Below are 21344 nucleotides of genomic sequence, written 5' to 3' on the forward strand. Positions count from 1 at the left end.
ACCCGGCTCCGCAACGTGATCGAGTAGATACATGACTGAACAGACCGGTACCGCAGACACCACGCCTCTGAACGACCTCGAAGAGAAGCTGGCCCAGGGGGACCGGCAGGACGCCAACCCTGTGGACGTCATCCTGTCGTTCCTCAACAACGAGGTCTACATCATCAGCTCCGACGCCCTCGAAGGCGAAGATTCCCAGGTTGAGCCGCTGGTGCTGGGCAACGCCGAGGGCCAGCCGGTCCTGGCCGTGTTCTCACACCCAAGCCGCGTCGACCCGGAGTACCTCGAGGCGGCCCCGAATGTGCTCGGGACCCAGGGTGCAGCCATCATCGCGAACATCGGCGACGAGCTGGGCATGGTCATCAACCCGGGGGCTGCCTATGGGTTCGAAATCAACCCCGAGGGCATCGCCAACATCAAGCGCGACTTCAAGCGCGCCGATGAGGCGGATACCAACCCCGCCGGCCTCGAAGGCGAATAGCTCCCTTCTGCGTCTGTGCAGGCCAGAAATGTGCCTGAACCGATTGCAGCCTCCGCTGCTCCTCGGGGAATAATGGCAGGATGCGGCTAGGCGTCCTTGATATCGGGTCCAACACTGTCCACCTCCTGCTCGTGGACGCGCACCCCGGCGCGCGCCCCGTGCCCTTCGCTTCCCACAAACGGCCGCTGTCCCTCGTGCAGTATCTCGACGGCGACGGCAACATCACCGACGCCGGGCAGCACGAGCTGACCGAGTTCGTCCTTGAGGCGTGGGAGTTTGCCGCGAGGCATAAGGCCGACGACCTGCTGGCATTCTGTACCTCGGCCATCCGGGAAGCCACCAACGGGCCGGCAGTGCTGGCCCGGGTGAAGCACGAGACCACTGTGACGCTGCAGGAACTGACAGGCAGCGAGGAAGCATCCATGACGTTCTTCGCCGTCCGCCGCTGGTACGGCTGGGGGGCGGGCACCATCCTGAACCTGGACATCGGCGGGGGCTCCTTCGAGATGGCATCCGGCGAGGATGAGCTCCCGGAGCTTGCCACGTCCGTGCCTCTCGGCGCCAGCCGCCTCACGCGGGACTGGCTGCACGAGGATCCGCCCTCAGCCAGGAGTGTCAAGGACCTCCGGCGCTACATCCGGGCAACCCTCAAGCCCGCGGCCAAGAGCTTCGACGCGGTCGGGAGGGCCAATGTCGTGGCCGGGACGTCCAAGACGTTCCGTTCGCTGGCCAGGATCGCAGGGGCGGCCCCCAGCGGGGCCGGTCCGTATGTCAAGCGCGAGCTGCACGCCACCGACCTCGGACTGTGGGCCCAGCGGATCTCGGCCATGAAGAGCGAGGACAGGCTGCACCTTCCGGGTGTCTCGGAGGCGCGCGCCAACCAGCTCCTCGCGGGCGTGCTGGTGGCTGAAGCTGCCCTTGAGCTGTTCGAATTCAAGAAGATCAAGATCTGCCCGTGGGCCCTGCGGGAAGGCCTCATCCTGCGGCGCCTGGACCAGCTGGTCTTTGACGGCCCGCTGGAGCCTGCTCCGCACGTCGGGACGCAGCAGTCGGAGCCGCTGGCTGCCGGCTGAGCAGCTTTACACGGCAGGGTTGAGCTGCCTGCCCCTAATGGGCTGTCCTGCCCCTTCATGAGCAGCCCCGCCCTTAAGCGGTGAAGCGCCGGACGGTTTTGCAAGAGGAGCTGGGGGAACACTCCTGCAACCGACCGGCGCCGCGCCGATCCCGAAGGACCGGCTCCATCACTCGCACCTTGTGAGGCACTTACGACGTTAGCGAACGAGAATGTGCGTTCAGGGGGATTCACCTGAAAGGGAGCTGGGAATCCGCGCCACCCTCAGGGCCGGCTTAAAAGCGAAGGCACCGGCGGCCCGCTGCAGGAAAATGGGTAAACCGCTGCAGACCGTCGGTGCCAGGCAAACATCCCCATGCTTGCCTTATCACTCGCACCCTCAATGAGGTACTTCCAAAGTTATGACCCAATGATGTGTGCAGGCTTCAGTGAACATGGGAGCTCGCTGTGAATCCTGCCGGCCTGCATCCGCGGCGGTGAACTGCAATGATGGAGCCATGAGCAACCGAATCGCATTCCTTGGCTGTGGATCAATGAACGAGGCCATCATGGGCGGCCTCCTACACGGCGGCACCGATCCCATGGACGTGGTGGCCACCGTCCGGCGCGCAGAGCGGGCCGCCGAACTGGCGGAACGCCACCACGGCATTACCGCCATCGCCGGTGCAGAGGAGCCTGACAACAACAAACAGGCGGCGAAGGGCTCCGCAGTGGTGCTCCTCGGCGTGAAGCCTGTGGGCATCACCGAGCTTGCCCGCGAAATCAGCGATTCGCTTTCCCCCGACACCATTGTCATCAGCGTGGCTGCGGCTGTCTCGATCGCTCAGCTTGAAGCCGCCCTGCCACAGGGCCAGCCCGTGATCCGGACCATGCCCAACACTCCTGCCAGGCTGGGTCGCGGTGTGGTCTCGGTGTCGGCCGGTACCCACTGCACGCCCGAGCAGCTCCAGAAGGCGAAGGACATCCTCTCCGCGGTGGGCACCGTCGTCGAAATTCCTGAGGAGCAGGTGGATGCCCTCTCGGCCATCAGCGGCTCAGGCCCTGCATACGCCTTCTACCTCGCGGAGGCCATGGCGGCTGCCGGCGTCGAGCTCGGCCTTGACGAGGAACTTTCGCTGCTGCTGGCCCGCGAGACCGTGGCGGGCGCGGGACTCATGCTGGCAGAACCCGGCGCCGAGCCGTCCGCACTGCGCAAGGCCGTGACCAGCCCCAACGGCACCACCGAACGCGCCATCGCCACCTTCGATGAAAAGGGCATGCCGGCCATCATCGCGGCCGGGGCCCGAGCCGCGGCGGACCGGGCCGCCGAGATGACCAAGCAGCTCGGCTAGGCCAAGCAGCTCGGCTAAGCCGGCAGCACACACACGCGGCCACGCACCGCGGCAGCAGAAATGCACAAACCCGGGCACCACGGTGCCCGGGTTTGTGCATTTGGGAAGTGATTCTGCCGGGGTCAGGTCCATCCTGCGATGGCGCGTCCAGTGACCGGTCCGGTGCGTCCTGCCATCGGCTACGGCCGTGCGGCGAAGCGCTCCAGCAGGTCCACATGCCCGGACACGATCAGCATGTCGCGGGAAGACACTTTGGTCTCCGGGCGCGCGTAGGTGAAGTCCTCGCCGGGAGATTTCACGCCCACGATGGTCACGCCATACTTGGAACGGACTTTGGATTCGTCCAGGGTGAAGCCCACGGTTTCGCGCGGAGGGTACATCTTGACGATCGCGAAGTCGTCATCGAACTCAATGAAGTCCAGCATGCGGCCTGACACGAGGTGCGCGGCACGGACCCCGGCGTCGGCCTCGGGGTAGATGACGTGGTTGGCGCCGATCCGGGTGAGGATCTTGCCGTGCGACGGCGTAATGGCCTTGACCCACAAGTGCTCGATGCCCAGGTCCACGAGGTTCACGGTGATCAGCACCGAGGATTCAATGGATGTGCCCACGCCGACGACAGCAGAGCTGAACTCCTGCGCGCCGAGCTGGCGGAGCGCGTCAATGTTGGTCGCATCTGCCTCCACCACATGGGTGAGGACCGGCGCCCACTTCTGCACCAGGGACCGGTCGCGCTCGATCGCCAGCACCTCGCGGCCCTGCTTGACCAGCTGCTCGGCAGTGGAGGAGCCGAAGCGGCCCAGCCCGATCACCAGAACGGGAGCATTGTGGGCGGGCCGGTTGACGGCCCCTGACGAATTAGCCAATGATCGGCCTCTCTTCCGGGTAGTGGTACAACTGGCTGCGCTGGCGCAGGGCCAGGGCAGCGGCAAGCGTGACGGTGCCGACGCGGCCGGCGAACATCAGGGCGGAGAGCACGTAGACGCCCGACGGCGGGAGTTCGGCGCTGAGGTTCGTGCTGAGGCCCACGGTGGCGAAGGCGGAAATGGTCTCGAACAGCACCCGGTCCAGTGTCGCCCCGCTGATGTGCAGCAGCAGGAAAGCGGAGACGGAAACCAGGGTAGCGCCTGCGACGATGACGGAGATGGCCACGCGCATGGTTCCCTGGGGGATGGTCCGGCCGTAAACCTTGACGTCCGCGTCACCGCGGGCTTCTGCCACGATGGCCAGGAACATCACGGCAATGGTGGTCACCTTGATGCCGCCCGCCGTGGAGGCGGAACCGCCCCCGGCGAACATGAGCGCATCGGTGAGCAGTTTAGTGGTGGACTCCATGTGGTTCTGGTCCACGAGGTTGAAGCCCCCGGAGCGTGTCATGACGGAGGCGAACAGCGCATGGGTGATCTTGTCCCCGATGTCCATCCCCCCGATGGTCCGGGCGTTGTCCCACTCCATGAGGCCCCACAGGACCGTTCCGGCCGCCAGCAGAATAAACGACACCTGGATGGTCAGCTTGGTATGCAGGTTCCATTTCTTCCAGTTGAGGCCGTTCTGCTGCAGGACCATGACCACGGGGAAGCCCAGGCTGCCCATGAACACGCCAAGCATGAGTGGGATAAGGATCCAGAGATCCGTCTCGTAGGGGACGATGCCGTCCGAATGCGGGGTGAAGCCGGCGTTGTTGAAGGCCGAGATCGAGTAGAAGACGCCGTGCCAGACGGACTGCCAGAACGGTTCACCGAGAGTGAGGAACCGTGGAACGAGGGCCAGTGCCAGCGTGCCCTCGATGACCACGGACGTGGTGATCACGATCCGGAGCAGCGTGCCCACCTCGCCCAGGCGCCCTGCGTTGTTCATCGCCTCCTGGGCGATCAGCTTTCCGCGGACGCCTAGCTTTTTGCTCACCATCAGTGCCAGCAGCGAGGCCAGCGTCAGGGTGCCGAGGCCGCCCACGAAGATGCCCACCAGAATGACGAGCTGCCCGAAGAACGACCAATGGGCCGCTGTCGAAACCACCGTCAGGCCGGTCACGCACACGGCCGAGACGGCGGTGAACAGGGCCTGGTGGAGCGGGGTGTACTCGCCCGTGGCCGACGCCGCCGGCAGGGACAGCAGGCCGGTGAAGAGCACGATGACCACGAAGAACGCCGTGAGAGCCAGGCGCGCGGGGGAGGTGTTGGCGATGTTGTCGATAAAGTCGCGAATACCGGTGAAGATCCACAGGCCGTCCCGCTCCGGCGCTGCGGGTTGCCAGTTGGCCGGGCTCTTGGACCTCGACTGGCTTTGCGTCATGTGTGGCTTTTTCCTCGGTTGAATCTGCTTCCTCCAGTAGTAAACCACTAAAGTCCGCCATATGGCCGGGCCGGGCGCGGAGCGCCGCGGCGGTAACCCCGCTCGGGTAGCCTGTGAGTGATGACTTTCCTGCCCGGACTCAGCCTCCCCGTACTGCCAACGACGGTGGTATGGGACGCCGCCATGACGGCGTACAACTTTGGTCCGGGCCACCCGATGGCGCCGGAGCGGCTTGAGCTCACCGAACGGCTGGCCCGGAGCCTGGGCCTGCTGGACCTTGCGCACGTCAGGCTGGCGGCCCCGGAGCTTGCCGATGACGGCGAGCTGACCACTGTCCACAGCCCCGAGTTCGTTGCGGCGGTCCGCCGCGTCAGCGAAGATCCCACAGCCACTGACGAGGCCCACGGGCTGGGCACCGAGGATGACCCGGCCTTCGCGGGAATGCACGAGGCCGCCGCACGCCTCGCCGGGGGATCCCTGCTCGCGGCCAGCTCGATCCTGGACGGCTCAGCGGTGCACGCTGTGAACTTCGGCGGCGGGCTCCACCACGCGTCACGCGACCGGGCCAGCGGTTTCTGCATCTACAACGACGCTGCGCTCGCCATCCGGAAACTGCTCGACGGCGGCGTGCAGCGCGTGGCATACATCGACGTCGACGCCCACCACGGGGACGGGACGCAAAGCATTTTCTGGGACGATCCCCGGGTCCTCACCATCTCCCTGCACGAAACGGGGATGACGCTCTTCCCAGGCACCGGCTTCGCCAACGAGATCGGCGGCCCGAACGCCCTGGGCAGCGCCGTTAACGTTGCCCTCCCGGCCGGCACGGGCGACGCCGGCTGGCTTCGCGCGTTCCACGCGGTGGTTCCCCAGCTGGTCGGGGCCTTTGAACCGGACGTGATCGTGAGCCAGCACGGCTGCGACTCCCACCGCCTGGATCCGCTGACGCACCTCAACGTCAGCGTGGACGGCCAGCGCGAGGCGGCCACCGCCGTCGGGAACCTCGCCGCGCGCCACTGCGACAACCGCTGGATTGCCACCGGCGGCGGCGGGTACCACATCACCGGGGTGGTGCCGCGGACGTGGAGCCACCTGATCGGCATCGCCGCGGGCCGCCCCGTGCCTTTGCGCACGCCGGTGCCGGAAGCGTGGCGGACGTACGTCCACGAGCGGTACGGCACTGCAGCCCCCGCGTTCATGGGCGACGACGCTGACGTCTGGTGGCGGTCGTGGGAGGTCGGGTTCGATCCCAACGACGACGTGGACCGCACCGTGATGGCCACCCGCAAGGAAGTGTTCCCGTTGTACGGCCTGGATCCCTGGTTCGACTGAGACGGCTCGGACATGAGCCATCGGATGGGCGAAATAGTAGATGCCATCCGGCGTATATGTCGCTAGGGTTGGACTCATGGTGACAGACGACGTATTTGCCGTCATTGCTGAGGCAACACGGCGTGACATTCTCGCGTCCCTCCGCGAGGGGGACAAAGCAGTGGGGGAGCTGGTCGAGGAGCTCGCCGCCAGCCAGCCCACCATCTCCAAACACCTCAAGGTGCTGCGCGAGGCCGACCTCGTGAGCATGCGCGCGCAGGGCCAGAAACGCTACTACGCGCTCAACCCGAAACCGCTGGCGGGGATCGCCAGCTGGTTGGAAACCTTCGACGTCGGCCCGTCGGCCGCCGCGGCCACGTCGCCCGAGACCACGGCCCACGGCGGGTCCGACGAGGAACCGCAGCGCGCGAACGCGCTGCCCCAGAGCGCCGGAACTGCCCGTGCCGCCGCCTCGCCGGCGGCTGCTCCGGCCACGGTCGTCCCGGAAGCCTTTGCCGCCGCCGGTTCCGCCGCGGCCGGTCCCGCCGGCACAGCGGCCGGCGCTGCAGAACCTGCCCTCGACGCACCCGGGCGACCCGCCCACGGGCAGCTGAGCCCCGCCGTCGTGGTTCCAGGGGGCCCCGCCCACGACGACACCGTTCCGCAGCAGATCGGACGCACCGTGGGCCGCGGTGCGAAGAAGGCGGCCGACCTCCTGGCAAACCTGCCGAAGTTCGGCCGCAAGAAATAGCCCAAGGGCTGGCGGGCGGCTTACTTGCCGAGGATCCGCACGTGGTCCGGGGTAAGTTCTGAGAGCTTGTTGACCCCGAGGAGGGCCATCGTCCGGGTCATGTCCTTTTCCAGGATCTGGAGGGCGCGGTCCACTCCGGCCCGGCCGCCCGCCATGAGCCCGTACAGGTAGGCGCGGCCAATCAAAGTGAAGTCCGCGCCGAGGGCCAGAGCTGCAATGATGTCCGCGCCGCTCATGATCCCGGTGTCGAGAATGATCGCGGCGTCACTGTTGTCCTTGGTGAAGGCTTCCTTGACGTCCGGGAGCAGGTGGAACGGTATGGGCGCCCGGTCCAGCTGGCGCCCGCCGTGGTTCGAAAGGATCACGCCGTCGGCGCCGTGGTCCACTACCTTGCGCGCGTCATCCACGGTCTGGATGCCCTTGACCACGAGCTTGCCCTTCCACGTCTCGCGGAGCCAGTCGAGGTCCTCGAAGGTCAGGGTGGGGTCGAACATCGAGTTGATCAGGTCAGCCACCGTGCCCGTGTAGCGGGAGAGCGAGGCGAACGTCAGCGGCTCGTGGGTGAGGAAGTTGAACCACCAGGCCGGACGGTAGGAGGCATCCAGCACGGTCTTCAGTGTCAGTGCCGGCGGGATGGTCATCCCGTTGCGGACGTCACGGAGCCGGGCGCCGGCGACGGCGGTGTCCACGGTGACCATGAGGGTGTCGTTGCCAGCCCTGGCAGCCCGCTCGATCAGCTCAAGGGAGCGGTCCCGGTCCGTCCACAGGTACAGCTGGAACCAGTTGCGCCCGTTGGGCGCCGCCTCGGCAACGTCCTCAATGGACGCGGTGCCCATGGTGGACAGCGTGTAGGGGATGCCGGCGGCTTCGGCTGCCTGCGAGCCGGCGTATTCGCCTTCAGACTGCATCATCCGGGTGAAGCCGGTGGGGGCGATGCCGACCGGGAGCCGTGAGGGCTTGCCCAAAATGTCGGTGCCCAGGTCGATGCTGGAAACATTCCGGAGGATGCCCGGGCGGAACTCGATGTTCAGGAAAGCCTCGCGGGCGCGGCGCAGGGTGATCTCGGCTTCAGCCGCGCCGTCGGTGTAGTCGAAGGGGGCCTTGGGCGTGCGGCGCTTTGCAATATCGCGGAGTTCCCAGATGGTGCTTGCCCTGTTGAGCCGTGCCGCCTTGCTGAACTCGGGCTTCTTGAACTGCATCAGCGGGGCAAGGTCCGAATACTTGGGCACCCGGCGCTTGAGGGCATCGGGTATGCGGGGAGCCTTAGGAGTACTGACCTCCGTGCCCGCTGGCGCCGTTTCCTTCGGCGTGGTGGGTGCCTTCGGATTGGTCGATTCAACTGTCTGCGTCATTGCTGCCTCCGAGTGCGGAATCATGTGGTTGGACCACACTCTAGTCCATGTGGTCCAACCACATCAACTAGGATGGGCGCATGCGCACGCACCAACTTGTCATGCAGTGGATCGAGGACCAGCTCTCGGGCGGGCAGCTCGCGGTGGGCGGGCGCCTCCCTGCGGAGCGCAGCCTGGCCGAGCAGCTCGGCGTGTCCCGGACCTCGGTCCGGGAAGCCATCCGCATCCTGGAGGCCATGGGCGTGGTGCGCGCCGGCGTCGGCTCGGGACCCGAGGCCGGGACGGTGGTGATTTCCGACCCGACTGCGGCGCTTGGCTCGGCCCTGCGGCTGCACGTGGCCACCCAGCACCTGCCGGTGTCAGACGTCGTGGAGACCCGCGTGCTGCTTGAGTCCTGGGCTGCGGCCCGGGCGAAGCCTGATGCCCCGGAGCTCCTTCACGCTTCAGAACTGCTCGATGACATGGACTCCGCCGGACCGGGAGTGGACGAATTCCTGGCCCTCGATGTCCGCTTCCACATTGCGCTCGCCGACGCCGCAGGAAACGCCGTGGTCAGCGCCATGATGGGGTCCCTGCGCGAAGCCATCCAGGGCTACGCCGCGAAGCTGACGGCGAACCTTCCCGATTGGGATGCAACCGCTGCCCGGCTGCGCTCGGAGCACAGGGAGATTCTGGAAGCCATCAGGAACGGCGACGGCGGCCGCGCAGCTGAGCTGGTTGCCGCCCACATCGAGGGGTACTACAAAGAATCCGGCCTTGGGCGCGGCCACGGCTGACAGCTCGCCCATAAAGCAGCTCGCCCAGAAGGCAGTTGGCGGCAGTGTTCACGACGGACACTGCCGCCAATTGTCATGGCAGGGAAGGGCTGGCTAGCGGACCTCGATCTCCAGCTCCTGGAAGTCGTCGGCCGCGTGCCGGCCCACCAGCAGCCGGAACGCCCCGCGCTCAAACTGCCATCCGCCGTCGTAATGGCCGAACGCCCTGGCGGGGATCCGGACCTCGACGCTGCCTGTGCCGCCGGCGGCCAGATGCGTCCCGGCATAGCCTGCAAGCCAGCGGACCGGGCGCTCCACTGCGGAGTCCGCACGGGCAATGTAGACCTGCACCACTTCGCGGCCCGTCCGGGCTCCGGTGTTGCGGACCGGAATGTTGACCACCACGTTCTGGCCGGCGGAAACGCACTGCGGCGCGTGCGCACGGCCAAGCTCGAACGCGGTGTAGCCCAGGCCGAAGCCGAACGGCAGCAGGGGCGCGGCACCGCCGGCGGCTTCCTGCTTGAGCCAGGCGCGGTATCCGACGTGAATGCCCTCGGAGTACACCACCTTGCCGTCCACGGGTGTGGTGTTGAGAACCGGCACGTCCTCAACCGCGGCGGGCCAGGTGGTGGGCAGGCGGCCGCCTGGTTCCTCCTTGCCGAGCAGGATGTCCGCCACCGCGGAGCCAAACTCCTGGCCGCCGAACCAGCCGAGCAGCACAGCGCCGACCTTGTCGATCCACGGCATCAGCACGGGAGAACCGGAATTGACCACCACAACGGTGCGTGGATTGACGGCGGCCACAGCTTCGACGAGCTCGTTCTGGTGACCCGGCAGGTCCAGGTCCTTGCGGTCGAATCCCTCGGACTCTATGGCCGCGTTGGTGCCCACAACCACCACGGCGACGTCCGAGGTGCGGGCGTCTTCGACTGCGGCCCGGATCTCCGCCTGGGGATCATCGACGACGGTTTCCTCGCCGAGCAGGATGGCGATGAGCGGGATCTCCTGCTGCTGCGGCAACTCATAGAGAGCCTCGATGGCCGTGCGCTGGCCCGCCGTGGTCTCGATGGCATGAACTGTCTGGGGCGGATCGAAGAGGGCGGCTCCGAGGACATCGGTGTCGTCCTCCAGTTCTCCGCTGAACACGTCCGCGCCGTCGACCGACAGCCGGATGCGGCCTACCGTGCCCACGCCCACGTGATGGGTGCCGGCAGTTTCAGCAGTCCATTCGGTCTGCATCCGGACGAAGGCCGTGCCGTCCGGAATGCCGACGCCGAACCAGATGAGGTGCGAGGCCAGCCGGTCCTCGCCGGAGATCTCCCTGCCGTCGGCGTCAAGGAAGGTCACGCGCATCCCCGGGACGCCGCTGACCGGATTGTGCAGCGGCCTCCGGGCAAACGGCTGGATTCCCTCGGCAACCTTGGCGCCGCGTGCAAAGGTGACGGCAGCATCGCCCGGCAATGCCTTTCGGAGGCCTTCCAGCGGTGAGACGTTGTACCTGGGCATGACCGTGGCGCTGCCGCCGCCCTGCGTTCGGGCCTCTTCGGCGTTGTGGCCGATCACCGCCACGCTGGTCAACGACGCAGCGTCGAGGGGGAGGAGGCCGCCTTCATTGCGGACCAGCACAGCACCGCGGACGGCCACCTCGCGGGCCACCTGGGCGCCGTCGAGCGCTCGGGGGAACTCCGTGACGGCGGGCTCGAAGCCCGCAAGCGAACCGACACGGGCGGCCAGGCGCAGGATCCGCGTGGCCTTTTCCAGGATCGCCTCCCGGCTGACGCGGCCGTCGTGTACGGCGGCAATCAGTCTTGCGCCCCAGTGGCCCACCGGTCCGGGCATCTCGAGGTCCTGGTGCGCGTTCGCAGCAGCCACGGACCGGACGCCGGTCCAGTCGGAGACCACGACGCCGTCAAAGCCCCACTCGGTGGAGAGCGGTGTTTCGAGGAGCTTGTTCTCGCTTGCGGTGGTGCCGTTGATGGAGTTGTAGGAGCTCATGACCAGCCAGGCGCGGGCCTCGGTGATGGCGTCCTCGAAGGCGGCAAGATACAGCTCGCGGAGGGGGCGCTCGTCCACTACGGAGTCCGACGTGAATCGTTCAGTTTCGGCCTCGTTGGCCAGGTAGTGTTTCGGGGTAGCGCCGACGCCCATGGACTGCACCCCGGACACGTAGCCGGCGGCCATGGTGGCGGTCAGGCGGGGGTCCTCGCTCATGCACTCGAAGTGCCGGCCGCCCAGCGGTGAGCGGTGCAGGTTAATGGTGGGGCCGAGCACGGCGTGGACGCCCTTGCGACGCGCCTCCTGGCCCAGCACCTGGCCGTAGCGGCGGGCCACGTCCACGCTCCAGGTTGCGGAAAGGGCGGACGACGACGGCAGCGAGACGGAATCGTGCCGCTCGTCGAAGTCTTCGCCGCGGACACCGGCAGGGCCGTCGGAGAGCACGATGCGTTTGAGGCCGATTTCCGGCAGGGCGTGAGTGGACCAGACGTCCGCGCCGGTGAGGAGCCTGACCTGCTGCTCCAGGCTCAGGCTTGCTGCGAGCTCGCGCAGGCGGGCCTCGGCGGACGGGTCCAAGGGTGCGTCCAGCGGCGCGTCTGCGGGGCTGGCTGCAGACTCGTCGGATGCGCCGGGCTTCTGCGTCGAGAGTGTGGGGTTCATTTACTTGACTCCTTTGATGCGGGTTACGAGGACGGCGCCGATGATTCCCACGACGGCACCGCCGAGGAACAGTGCTGTGTAGCCGCCGAGCGCGATGACGGGGAAGGCGACAGCCGGAACAAGGGACTGGGGGAGTGCCTGGGCGATGTTGAAGACGCCGAAGGTCTTGGCGTTCTCAGTCTGTGTGCCGGGAAGCAGGTCGGCGATCAGGGCGACGTCGACGGCACCGAAGCAACCGAGGCCCAGGCCGACGATTGCCTGTCCCACCATGACCTGGTCTGTGCTGGAACTCGTGGCGATGATGATGAGGCCCGTCATCATGATGAGGGCGGAGGCGATGACGAGGGCCTTGCGCTTGCCGATCCTGTCGCTGATCCATCCTCCGGCAAGGCTCGTGACCACGGTGCCCGCCGAGCTGACGAGGGTTGCCTGGAACACCAGGCTGGCGATGCTCTCCTCTGCAACGTGGAGCTGGTCGGCAAAGAAATAGGGAAGGTACAGCAGTGCGGCGCAGTAGCCCACGTAGACCATGAACTTGGTGAGCCAGGCCCAGCCGAGGCCGGGATGGATGCGGGGGTTGAAGTGGAAGGATCCCAACACTTCCTTCAGGTTCAGAGGCGCGGGCTTCTCGGTGAGGACGCGGTCCTTGAAGGTGAAGGCGAATCCGATCGCCACTGCCGTGCCCACTATGCCCGGGACGATGGCCATCTGGAAGGCGTTCTCGAACAATTGCGCGAAGTAGGCACCGGACACGAGTCCGATGGACAGGGTCATACCGATCAGGCCGGACAGCCGGCCACGCTCCTGGGGTGCGGCCTGGTCAGGAAGTGTGGCCACGAGCGCGGCCAGTGCCGCGTTGAAACCGAGCTGCGCCACGATCCAGGCCACCAGCACCCCGGACACGTCCGCAGCCGCACCCAGGAGGAACAGCGCACCCAGACCGACAAGTGAACCGCCGATGATCCACGGCTTGCGCATGCCGAACCTGGACGTCGTGCGGTCGCTCAGCCGGCCGATGAGCGGATTGGCCAGCAGTGCCACAACGGCTCCGACGCCGGCCACGAGGCTCAGTGCGCCAGCCCGGGTGTCCGGCGTGGTGATCTCGGAAACCTTGATGGCGAGCACCACGATGGCAGGCGCGAGCAGCGCCATCCACAGGCCCGCACTGGCGATCGGCATGCCGATGACGTAGGCGCGCGGTGCCTTGGTGACTGAAGGGCGGGGTGATGGGGATGGGGCGGCCAGAGCCGCGGAATCTTGGGTAATGGTCGTGACGGCCACGGTGCCTCCTGACGAAAAGTGACCCTCCGTTGGGTCTTCGAGAAATAGCGTACAAGTAAAAACCAAGTCTGACTAGGTTTTGTCTCAGGTGACATAGCCGAACGTGAAATAAACTGGCGGAATGTCTACAACGAAGCCCCGCGGGCCGTATGCAAAAGGCGCGGAACGCCGTGAGCAGATCGTCCAGACGGCCACCGACGTGTTTGCCACCGAAGGCTTTGAAGGCACGGCCCTCAAGCGGGTGGCGGAGCTGGTGGGAGTCAAGGAGGCCACGCTCTTCCACTACTTCACCGGCAAGCAGGAACTCCTGACGGCGGTACTCGCCGAGCGCGACCGGCGCGGCCGGGAGCTGGGCAGCGCCGGGGAAAACGGACTGGCGGCGCTGGTGCCCGTCGCGGAACGGAACCGCGGCGCCCCTGGGCTGACCACGCTGTACGCCGTGGCGTCAGCTACGGCAAATGATCCAGGGCATGCTTCCCATGGCTATTTCCAAGACAGGTACGCCCGGTTGGTCGAAGAGCTCGCGGCGGATATCGGGCACAAGCAGCAGTCCGGGGAGGTCCGGTCGGACGTTGCGGCCGAGTCCCTGGCGCGCCTGGTCATTGCGGCCTTCGACGGGCTGCAGCTGCAATGGCTGTATGACAAGAATGTGGACATGGCGCAGGGGCTCGGGGAGCTCATCGGCGTCCTGCTCGCCCCGCAGGCGTCCTAGTTCGCCCCGTCCGAGTTTTTTTTAGTTTTTGGCCGGTCCCGTACTGCCGCGGACCTCCACCTGCGGCCGAAAGATATTCACGGCATCCTGGGAGCCTTCGTTGCGGATCAGCGCACGCAGGCGGTGCCAGGCCTGAGCGCCGAGCTCCGTGATGGGCACCGCCGCCGTGGTCAGGGGCGGGGTGGTGTACCTGGCGAACTGGATGTCGTCAAAGCCTGTCACTGAGATATCCTCGGGCACCCGGACGCCGCGCTCGTGCAGTCCGCTGAGCAGGCCCATTGCCACAAGGTCGTTGAATGCCAGCACGCTGGTGCCGCCGCTGGCCAGCACGGCATCCACTGCACCGTGCCCGGCCTCGAAATTTGAACCGCCGTCAATCATCTGGAGTTCGATGCCGGGGTGCCCGGCCTGGAATTTCTCGAGCCCTTGCACGCGTAACGCGTTGGAGGCGCTGCGTGACGGGCCTGAGAGGAAGACAATCCGGGTGTGGCCTAGTTCCACGAGGTGCTCGGCCAGCTCCTGGATTCCCTGGCCATAATCCACCATGAGGCTGGGGACCCTGCTTTCGGTGGTGGTGCGGTTGATCAGCACCATTGGTTGCAGCGACGGCGCCAGCTCCTCGAGTTCGGCATCCCCCATGCGCGGTGCGCAAAGCACCAGACCGTCGCACCGCCGTCGAGCCTCTCCGGCCAGGATGGCCTCCTCGCTGGAGACTTCGGAGGAATCGGCGATGAGCACGCGGTAACCGTCCCGGGCAGCGGCCCTGCTGAGTCCCCGGAGGATGGCCTGGAATGTGGGGTTGGCCAGGTCCGGCACCACGATGCCGATGGTGTCGGTCTTGCCCAGTGCGAGGCTGCGGCCCACCGGGTTTGGCTGGTAGTTCAGCTCGGCGGCCGCCTCCCGGACCCGGGTAGCGATGGCAGGGTCCACCGTGAGGTTGCCGTTCATGACACGCGAAACCGTCGCGTGCGACACCCCCGCCTTCAGCGCAACGTCGGCTATGCCGATCCGCCGAGTGGTTGATCTCCGGCCCATGTGGTCCCTTCCCTGGCTGGCAACATCAGATCCCGCCGGAGCTGCGGATATTTGGTTGACGTACCTGCTGATGACTTGATACAAAGCATATAAGGCAATGAGAAAACGCTTTCTCATCCGATTCTTCCCATTCCAGGCCAGCCCGTCAACCGGTTGGCACCTCTGCCTTTGGAAAGGGGCAATCCATGGTCAACGTCGATACTGCTGGAGAAACGCCCGCGCTGGCTGAGGCCTCCGGCGCTGCAGCGGGTGAGGGCCAGGGGCGCACCCGTTTCGCCCTCGTCGGCACCGGATCCCGCTCGGAAATGTATGTCCGCGCCATTCTGGGCCAGCACGCCGACGTGGCCGAACTCGTGGCCCTCAGCGACGTCAATCCGGGCCGGGTGCAGTATTTCCAGGACCTGGCCAGCGAGCTGGCGGGCGGAAAGCCGGAACCCCTGGCCACCTTTGAACCGTCCAGGCTCGCTGAGTTCATCGCTGATCACGACATTGCGCGGGTCATCATCACCACGCCCGACTACACGCACGCCGACTTCATCGTCACCGCGCTGGAGGCGGGAGCCGACGTCGTGGTGGAGAAGCCGCTGACCATCGACGCCGAAGGTTGCCGGCGCATCACCGCGGCTGTGTCGAAGACCGGGCGCAACGTTGTGGTGACGTTCAACTACCGCTACTCGCCCCGGAACAGCGCCCTCAAAGAAGTCATTCAGAGCGGAGTGCTCGGCAAGGTCACTTCGGTGGACTTTTCGTGGATGCTGAACACGGTCCATGGCGCGGACTACTTCCGCCGTTGGCACCGCGAGAAGGCCAACTCGGGCGGGCTCCTCATCCACAAAGCCTCGCACCACTTCGACCTCGTGAACTGGTGGATCGACGATGTCCCTGTGCGCGTCTTTGCTTCAGGCGGCCTGAAGTTCTACGGCGACAAGAACGCAGCCGAACGAGGCCTGGGCGTCCGGCCGGAACGCGGCACCCCAAGTCCCGCAGCAGGCAATCCCGACGCCGGGATCCCGGCCACGGGCGCCGCCGCCACGGGAGCCACCGGCGCCGTCACGGACCGTGAGGCCGGCGCCGTCACGGACCGTGAGGCCGGCGCCGACCCCTTCCTCCTGGACCTTCGTGAGGACGAAAAGCTGCGGGAGCTCTACTACGAGAATGAGCGCTATGACGGCTACCGCCGTGACCAGGACGTGTTTACCGCCGGGATCACCATCGAGGACAACCTCGCGGTCGTGGTGGATTACGACGGCGGGCCCACCCTGAGCTATTCGCTCAACGCCCACAGCCCCTGGGAAGGGTACCGGGTGGCCATCAACGGCACTGAAGGCCGGGTCGAGCTGGAGGTGGTGGAGCGGTCCGCCGTGCTGCACGGCAACGGCAAGAAGACTGTGGTGGACCCAAGCGCCACACCGGTCGAGGAGGACGACGCCGTCCGCCGCAATGGTGAGCGACTGGTGGTACAGCACCACTGGGAGGCTGCCTACGAGATGCCGATCATCAACGGCGAGGGCGGCCACGGCGGGGGCGACATCCTGCTCCTCTCGGACCTTTTCAACGGTCCTGGCCCGGATCCGCTGGGCCGTCCCTCCGGTTACCTGGACGGACTCCGCTCGGTATCCGTGGGCATTGCCGGAAATGAATCCCTGGCCTCGTCCCTCCCCGTCCGCATTGACGAGCTCAACCTCGGCGCGGACCTCCACCGCGGCCGCTGAGCCGGCGGACCACAAGTTAGGAAAATCGATGAGGATTTTAGTTACCGGCGGCGCAGGCCGTCTGGGACGCAGCGTCGTCGAAGGCCTCGCCGGGGCCGGCCACGATGTCATCTCAGTTGACCGGGACGCCGTGCCCGCAAACCGGCTGCCCGCCGGCGCCGTTCAGCTCACCGCTGACCTTCTAGCGCCGGGGGAGGCCCTGCGTCTGCTGCGGGACTCAGCGCCCGACGCCGTCATCCACCTCGCGGCGATTGCCGTACCTTTCAGCGCGCCGGAGGACGTCATCTTCGGCACCAACACCCGGCTCGCCTACGCCGTTCTCAGCGCCGCCACGGAGGCGGGGGTCCCGAAAATCGTCACCGCGAGCAGCCCGACCGTGCTGGGTTACGGTTCACCTGCCGGCTGGCTGCCGGATGCCTTCCCGCTGGACGAGGACACAACACCCAAACCCTGGAACGCCTACGCCCTGTCCAAGCTGATCGCCGAACAGACGGTGCAGATGTTTGCCGCGGCGCAGGGCGGAAGGATCCGCTACGCCGCGTTCCGTCCCTGTCTCGTGATCTCGCCCGAGGAGTGGGAGGGCGCGCCAACCCAGCAGGGCCATACCCTGGCCGAGCGGCTGGCCGACCCCGTTCTCGCCGCACCCGCTCTGTTCAACTACGTCGATGCCCGCGACGTGGCCGATTTCCTGGGCCTGCTCCTGCAAAAAATGGACTCCATCCCCAACGGCCAGACGTTCTTTGTGGGCGCGGCAGACGCCCTCGCCACCGAGCCCCTGGCGGAACTCATCCCGCGTTTCCTCCCCGGCAGTGCCGGACTGGCAGCAGCCCTGACCGGCACGCGCCCTGCCTTTTCCATCGCAAAAGCCCGGGAACTGCTCGGCTGGGAGCCCACACGGAGCTGGCGGACAGAACTGAGAAATCCAGCACTAGGAAACCCAGGACTAGGTGACCCGGCACTAGGAAACCCAGCCCCACCACGCCTCAACGATGAGGCCCCCACGGCCATGGCCACGGCAGGAACCGGACTCAAGGAGACACCATGAAGTTCGACGGCGTACTTTTCTTCCCTGTCACCCCGTTCGCCCCCACGGCACCGTGGACGTGGCCGTCCTGAAGGAACACATCAGCTCCCGGCTGCCGTTCGGACCCGCTGGAGTATTCGCCGCCTGCGGCACGGGCGAGTTCCACGCGCTGGGCATCGACGAAGTGGGCACTGTGGTGGCAGCCGCCGTCGAGGTCGTTGCCGGCCGGGTGCCGGTCGTTGCCGGAGCGGGCGGACCGCTGGGGCACGCCACTTCGGCAACCCGGGCTGCCGAAGTGGCTGGCGTCGACGGACTTGGATTCAGCTTCAGCTAGTCAACGCTTAGCTACTCAACGCGGGCGCCGCTGCAGACCCGGTGAGTTGACCGCCGTCGTCACTCCGCGGCAGCGGATCCAGATGGCTGATACCGGCCGGGGTGACCTGCAGAACCTGGGCTGTGGCGATGTCGTAGAACAGCCCGGTGAGGTGCAGCTCGCCGGACCGGAGTGCCGCCTGAACGTCGGCATGGCGCTGCAGTTGCTCAAGCTGGACGGCCACGTTGACCATTGCCAGTTGGTCCACCTCTCCATATCCCGCGTTTGCCGCGGCGGCCTGTACCGGATGGCCGGCGCGGAATGCGGCCAGGCTGGGCCGGGCGTGATCGAGCCAGGCGTCGACGGGGCTGCGCCCGGCCTCTTCCCGACCGTCACCGGCCTTCGTGTCCCAACCCGCTGCGGGCTCAGCCAGCAGGGCCGTCATGGCACCGCAGCCTGAGTGCCCGCAGATGACCACGGACCTGACGGAAAGTTCGTTGAGCGCGAAGTCCAGAGCTGCTTCAACCGAGGGATCGAGCCGGTCGTTTCCCACCACGTTGCCGACGTTCCGGACGGTGAACAGGTCGCCGGGGCCGCTGCTCGTGATCAGGTTCGGCACCAGCCGGGAATCTGCGCAGGTCAGGAACAAGGTGTCGGGGTTCTGGGCTGTGGACAGTTCCTGCACGTGGGGACGGAGCAGGTGCGCGTGGCGCCGGTGGTAGTTGTCCACGCCCTCGAGTACCGGACGCAGCGGAGCTGGAGCCTCGGCCGCCGCGCCCGCGTGGGCCGGCCGTTCATGCTGCTGCCAGCTGTGCCACGGGGCAAAGCCGCAGCGGAGGGCGGAACGCGAGCTGCCACGCGCCGGAGGGCCGGCCTGGGCATCGTGCAGTGTGGCTGTACCGCTTTCCTCGATCTTCACGGTGCCGCCGTTGCTGACGTGCCGCCGGCGCCAGGCCTCCAAGGTGTCGTGGACGGGGTGATCAAGGAAGTCCACCTCAAGCTCCACGGTCACGTGTGACTCCGACGGGACTGAAGCCAGCACATGGCTCAGGCGGGGAAGGGAGAGGAAGCTGCAGGAGCCGTCAATGACCACCCGCCAGCGCCGTTCGTCCCTCTCGCCCAAAGGTTCCGCGTGGATGCTGGCCCGGACCACGCGCCACAGGACGAGCGCCACGGCCAGGGCGAGTCCGGTGAGCACGCCTGCGAGGAGGTTGACGAACACCACGGTGAGAAGCGTGACGGCATACACCGCCAGGTCGCCGGTCATGCGGGCGGTCTTGAAGTCAGCCACCTTCACCAGCCGCATGCCGATAATGATGAGCAGGCCTGCGAGGACGGCCACCGGAACCAGTTCGATAACCCCCGCAAGAAGGAGCGAGAAGACGAGGACCCAGATGCCGTGAAGGACGGCCGACTTGCGGGTCCGTGCCCCTGCTTCAAGGTTTGTCGCGCTGCGCACGATCACACCAGTGACGGGCAGGCCGCCCAGCATTCCGGACGTTACGTTCGCGGCTCCCTGGCCGAGGAGTTCACGGTTGAAATCCGTCCGGGCGCCGTGGTGCATCCTGTCCACGGCGACGGCGGAGAGCAGCGACTCCACGCTTGCTACCAGGGCGATAGTAATGACGCCGACCGCAACGGCCCCCCAGTGTCCGCCCGGCAGCTGAGGCAACGACACTGCGTCCAGCAGCGACCCGTCAAAGGTGATCCGGTCGACGTCGGACTTGAAAGGCAGTGACAGAGCCGTGGCGGCGACCACTGCCACCAGTGGCGCGGGGACCCGGCGCACGGCGGCCGGCATGTGCTTCCAGCCGAGCACAAGGAGGATGACGGTGACGCCGAGGACAGCGGCCTGGTGGTCCAGCGAGGCGATGGTGGACGGAAGGGCCTTGACGTTCTGCCATGCTGATTCGCCGGCCTCGGCGCCGAGCATGACATGCGCCTGCTGCAGGACGATGATGATGCCGATTCCGGCCAGCATGGCGTGGACGACGACGGGGGCGATGGCCAGTGCCACGCGGCCAACTCGTGCAAAGCCGAGCAGGGCCTGAAGAACTCCGGCGGCCGCGGTGATGGCGCAGGTGGCTGGCCAGCCGAACTGGTCGATGAGACCGGTGACGATGACGGTGAGTCCTGCGGCCGGGCCGCTGACCTGCAGGGGCGATCCTCCGAGGGTGCCGGCCACGATGCCTCCGATGGCTGCAGCGATCAGGCCGGCCATAACCGGGGCGCCGGAGGCCGCGGCGATGCCAAGCGACAGCGGAACCGCAACGAGGAACACCACCAGGGACGCTGGCAAGTCCCAGCGGAGTCCGGATGTGAGGACGGTTCGTAGGGGAATTCGGCTTCCGGTGTGTAGGGGGATTGGATCCGTGGCGGCTGTTGAGGGCATTTCAGTCCTTGGCTCGTTTGGCGGGTCCTTGTCCACGCTATTGATGCCGCTGTGAGGGCCGCAAGGGTCTCCATCGTGAGAAGAAACACCCGAGTGAAGCCGTAAACCCGGGCTTAATAAAGTGTGAACGGCTCCTTTTGACGTGATGAGAGGCGCCGCCACCTCGGGTTCGGTGAAGGCGGCTTCATCGCTTGCCCGATGGCTTCCTGCCGTGGTTCCGGGGTGGACGGCAGATGAGGAGTAGGCGCATGGGGATGGTCGGGCTTCGCCTCGGAATTCAGGAACAAAATCAAGTCAAGTTAGTAATTCAGCTCATCTGACGGTTCCCCGCCGCAAAAAAATTCTGCCCGTGCCTGGCCTCGCAGCCGCAAAATGAGCTTCACAACTGCAGCGTCAGCGGTCTTTCGATGCCGTCAGCCGGAGCGGACGGCCAGCGCGGGTGTGCAGTCAGGACATTGAGCCCGTTGCCGGTCAGCTGGATGGTGTCCTCGATTTTCACGCCCGGACCGGACGGGTTCCAAGTGAAGGGCTGGTTGACCACCACGGCATACCCTGCGCCTGCCGTGACCCGGATCGCGCCCGGCATACCCTGCCGGACCGCCTTGGTGATGCAGTTCCCACTGCTCCGGACCGAAGCCGTGGCGGACGTAAGCCGACTGGATTTCCGTGAATATGCCGGCCAGCCCGGCCCCCTGGCACCGTGGTAGCGAAGACGTCCGCGTCGACTGCAGCGATTCTGGCCTCAGCGTCCCGTTCCTCGGGGCTGGACGCATCGAAGCGGACACAGCGGGTCGCATTGGCCACGAGGCCGTCACGCCTGGCGCAGGCCACCAGCATTGCCCTGCGGCCAATCGGTAAGCGACGAAGCTTTGGGC

The 21344-nt window shown here is 66.6% G+C and carries 16 protein-coding genes and 2 pseudogenes; 10 read left to right on the plus strand and 8 right to left on the minus strand.

Going from position 1 to position 21344, the window contains the following annotated elements; translation table 11 throughout:
* The first annotated feature begins 31 nt into the window (after window positions 1-31).
* The 3 genes from LQ144_RS20625 (at window position 32) to proC (ending at window position 2884) form a co-directional block, all read left to right on the plus strand.
* Complete coding sequence (locus LQ144_RS20625) at window positions 32-481, plus strand: SseB family protein (RefSeq protein ID WP_230120997.1); 450 nt, start codon at window positions 32-34, stop codon at window positions 479-481.
* Window positions 482-561: 80 nt separating this feature from the next.
* The gene (locus LQ144_RS20630) at window positions 562-1554 is read left to right on the plus strand and encodes a Ppx/GppA phosphatase family protein (RefSeq protein WP_230120999.1); all 993 of its coding nucleotides are present in this window, start codon (window positions 562-564) and stop codon (window positions 1552-1554) included.
* Window positions 1555-2050: 496 nt separating this feature from the next.
* Window positions 2051-2884: a pyrroline-5-carboxylate reductase gene (proC, locus tag LQ144_RS20635; protein WP_230121007.1), complete on the plus strand. Its 834-nt coding sequence runs from the start codon at window positions 2051-2053 to the stop codon at window positions 2882-2884.
* Window positions 2885-3063: 179 nt separating this feature from the next.
* On the opposite strand, the gene LQ144_RS20640 is transcribed toward proC, so the two are convergent.
* Both LQ144_RS20640 and LQ144_RS20645 read right to left on the minus strand, forming a co-directional pair.
* Window positions 3064-3750, minus strand: a complete 687-nt coding sequence (locus tag LQ144_RS20640) for a TrkA family potassium uptake protein (RefSeq protein WP_230121008.1) — start codon at window positions 3748-3750, stop codon at window positions 3064-3066.
* Complete coding sequence (locus LQ144_RS20645; protein WP_230121010.1) at window positions 3743-5176, minus strand: potassium transporter TrkG; 1434 nt, start codon at window positions 5174-5176, stop codon at window positions 3743-3745. Before LQ144_RS20645 ends, LQ144_RS20640 begins: the two co-directional genes overlap by 8 nt.
* Window positions 5177-5296: 120 nt before the next feature.
* Between LQ144_RS20645 and LQ144_RS20650 the strand changes: the two genes are divergently transcribed.
* Window positions 5297-6508 carry an acetoin utilization protein AcuC gene (locus LQ144_RS20650; RefSeq protein WP_230121012.1) on the plus strand — a complete coding sequence of 404 codons (1212 nt, stop codon included), beginning with the start codon at window positions 5297-5299 and terminating at the stop codon, window positions 6506-6508.
* A gap of 76 nt (window positions 6509-6584) precedes the next feature.
* A complete protein-coding gene (locus LQ144_RS20655; RefSeq protein ID WP_230121014.1) occupies window positions 6585-7238 on the plus strand; it encodes a metalloregulator ArsR/SmtB family transcription factor in 654 nt (217 codons plus the stop codon).
* Between the two features lie 20 nt (window positions 7239-7258).
* Here LQ144_RS20655 and LQ144_RS20660 read toward each other — a convergent pair whose 3' ends face one another.
* A complete protein-coding gene (locus LQ144_RS20660; protein ID WP_290369798.1) occupies window positions 7259-8590 on the minus strand; it encodes an alpha-hydroxy-acid oxidizing protein in 1332 nt (443 codons plus the stop codon).
* Between the two features lie 80 nt (window positions 8591-8670).
* Here LQ144_RS20660 and LQ144_RS20665 point away from each other — a divergent pair, with 80 nt between their 5' ends.
* A complete protein-coding gene (locus LQ144_RS20665; protein WP_230121016.1) occupies window positions 8671-9366 on the plus strand; it encodes an FCD domain-containing protein in 696 nt (231 codons plus the stop codon).
* Window positions 9367-9459: 93 nt separating this feature from the next.
* Here the strand turns inward: LQ144_RS20665 and LQ144_RS20670 are convergent, their stop codons facing one another.
* Both LQ144_RS20670 and LQ144_RS20675 read right to left on the minus strand, forming a co-directional pair.
* The gene (locus tag LQ144_RS20670; protein WP_230121018.1) at window positions 9460-12000 is read right to left on the minus strand and encodes a glycoside hydrolase family 3 C-terminal domain-containing protein; all 2541 of its coding nucleotides are present in this window, start codon (window positions 11998-12000) and stop codon (window positions 9460-9462) included.
* A complete protein-coding gene (locus LQ144_RS20675) occupies window positions 12001-13281 on the minus strand; it encodes an MFS transporter (RefSeq protein ID WP_230121019.1) in 1281 nt (426 codons plus the stop codon).
* A 121-nt stretch (window positions 13282-13402) separates the two neighbouring features.
* Between LQ144_RS20675 and LQ144_RS20680 the strand changes: the two genes are divergently transcribed.
* Window positions 13403-13993 carry a TetR/AcrR family transcriptional regulator gene (locus tag LQ144_RS20680; RefSeq protein ID WP_230121021.1) on the plus strand — a complete coding sequence of 197 codons (591 nt, stop codon included), beginning with the start codon at window positions 13403-13405 and terminating at the stop codon, window positions 13991-13993.
* 21 nt (window positions 13994-14014) lie between these two features.
* Here LQ144_RS20680 and LQ144_RS20685 read toward each other — a convergent pair whose 3' ends face one another.
* Window positions 14015-15028 carry a LacI family DNA-binding transcriptional regulator gene (locus LQ144_RS20685; protein WP_230121023.1) on the minus strand — a complete coding sequence of 338 codons (1014 nt, stop codon included), beginning with the start codon at window positions 15026-15028 and terminating at the stop codon, window positions 14015-14017.
* A 185-nt stretch (window positions 15029-15213) separates the two neighbouring features.
* On the opposite strand from LQ144_RS20685, the gene LQ144_RS20690 reads away from it, so the two are divergent.
* The 3 genes and pseudogenes from LQ144_RS20690 to LQ144_RS20700 all read left to right on the plus strand — a co-directional run.
* Window positions 15214-16740, plus strand: a complete 1527-nt coding sequence (locus LQ144_RS20690; protein ID WP_230121025.1) for a Gfo/Idh/MocA family oxidoreductase — start codon at window positions 15214-15216, stop codon at window positions 16738-16740.
* A 28-nt stretch (window positions 16741-16768) separates the two neighbouring features.
* Window positions 16769-17785: an NAD(P)-dependent oxidoreductase gene (locus LQ144_RS20695; RefSeq protein WP_230121026.1), complete on the plus strand. Its 1017-nt coding sequence runs from the start codon at window positions 16769-16771 to the stop codon at window positions 17783-17785.
* Window positions 17782-18080, plus strand: a pseudogene (locus tag LQ144_RS20700) (dihydrodipicolinate synthase family protein); the annotation flags it as partial. The gene LQ144_RS20695 and the pseudogene LQ144_RS20700, both read left to right, overlap by 4 nt.
* 25 nt (window positions 18081-18105) lie before the next feature.
* Here the strand turns inward: LQ144_RS20700 and LQ144_RS20705 are convergent.
* Together LQ144_RS20705 and LQ144_RS20710 are read right to left on the minus strand one after the other, a co-directional pair.
* Window positions 18106-20469: a bifunctional SulP family inorganic anion transporter/carbonic anhydrase gene (locus LQ144_RS20705; RefSeq protein ID WP_230121028.1), complete on the minus strand. Its 2364-nt coding sequence runs from the start codon at window positions 20467-20469 to the stop codon at window positions 18106-18108.
* A 379-nt stretch (window positions 20470-20848) separates the two neighbouring features.
* Window positions 20849-21344 (minus strand): annotated as a pseudogene (locus tag LQ144_RS20710) (peptidase M24); the annotation flags it as partial.

Origin of the sequence: Arthrobacter sp. Bi83, from assembly GCF_918698095.1 — a bacterium.
Taxonomy (GTDB): Bacteria; Actinomycetota; Actinomycetes; order Actinomycetales; family Micrococcaceae; genus Arthrobacter.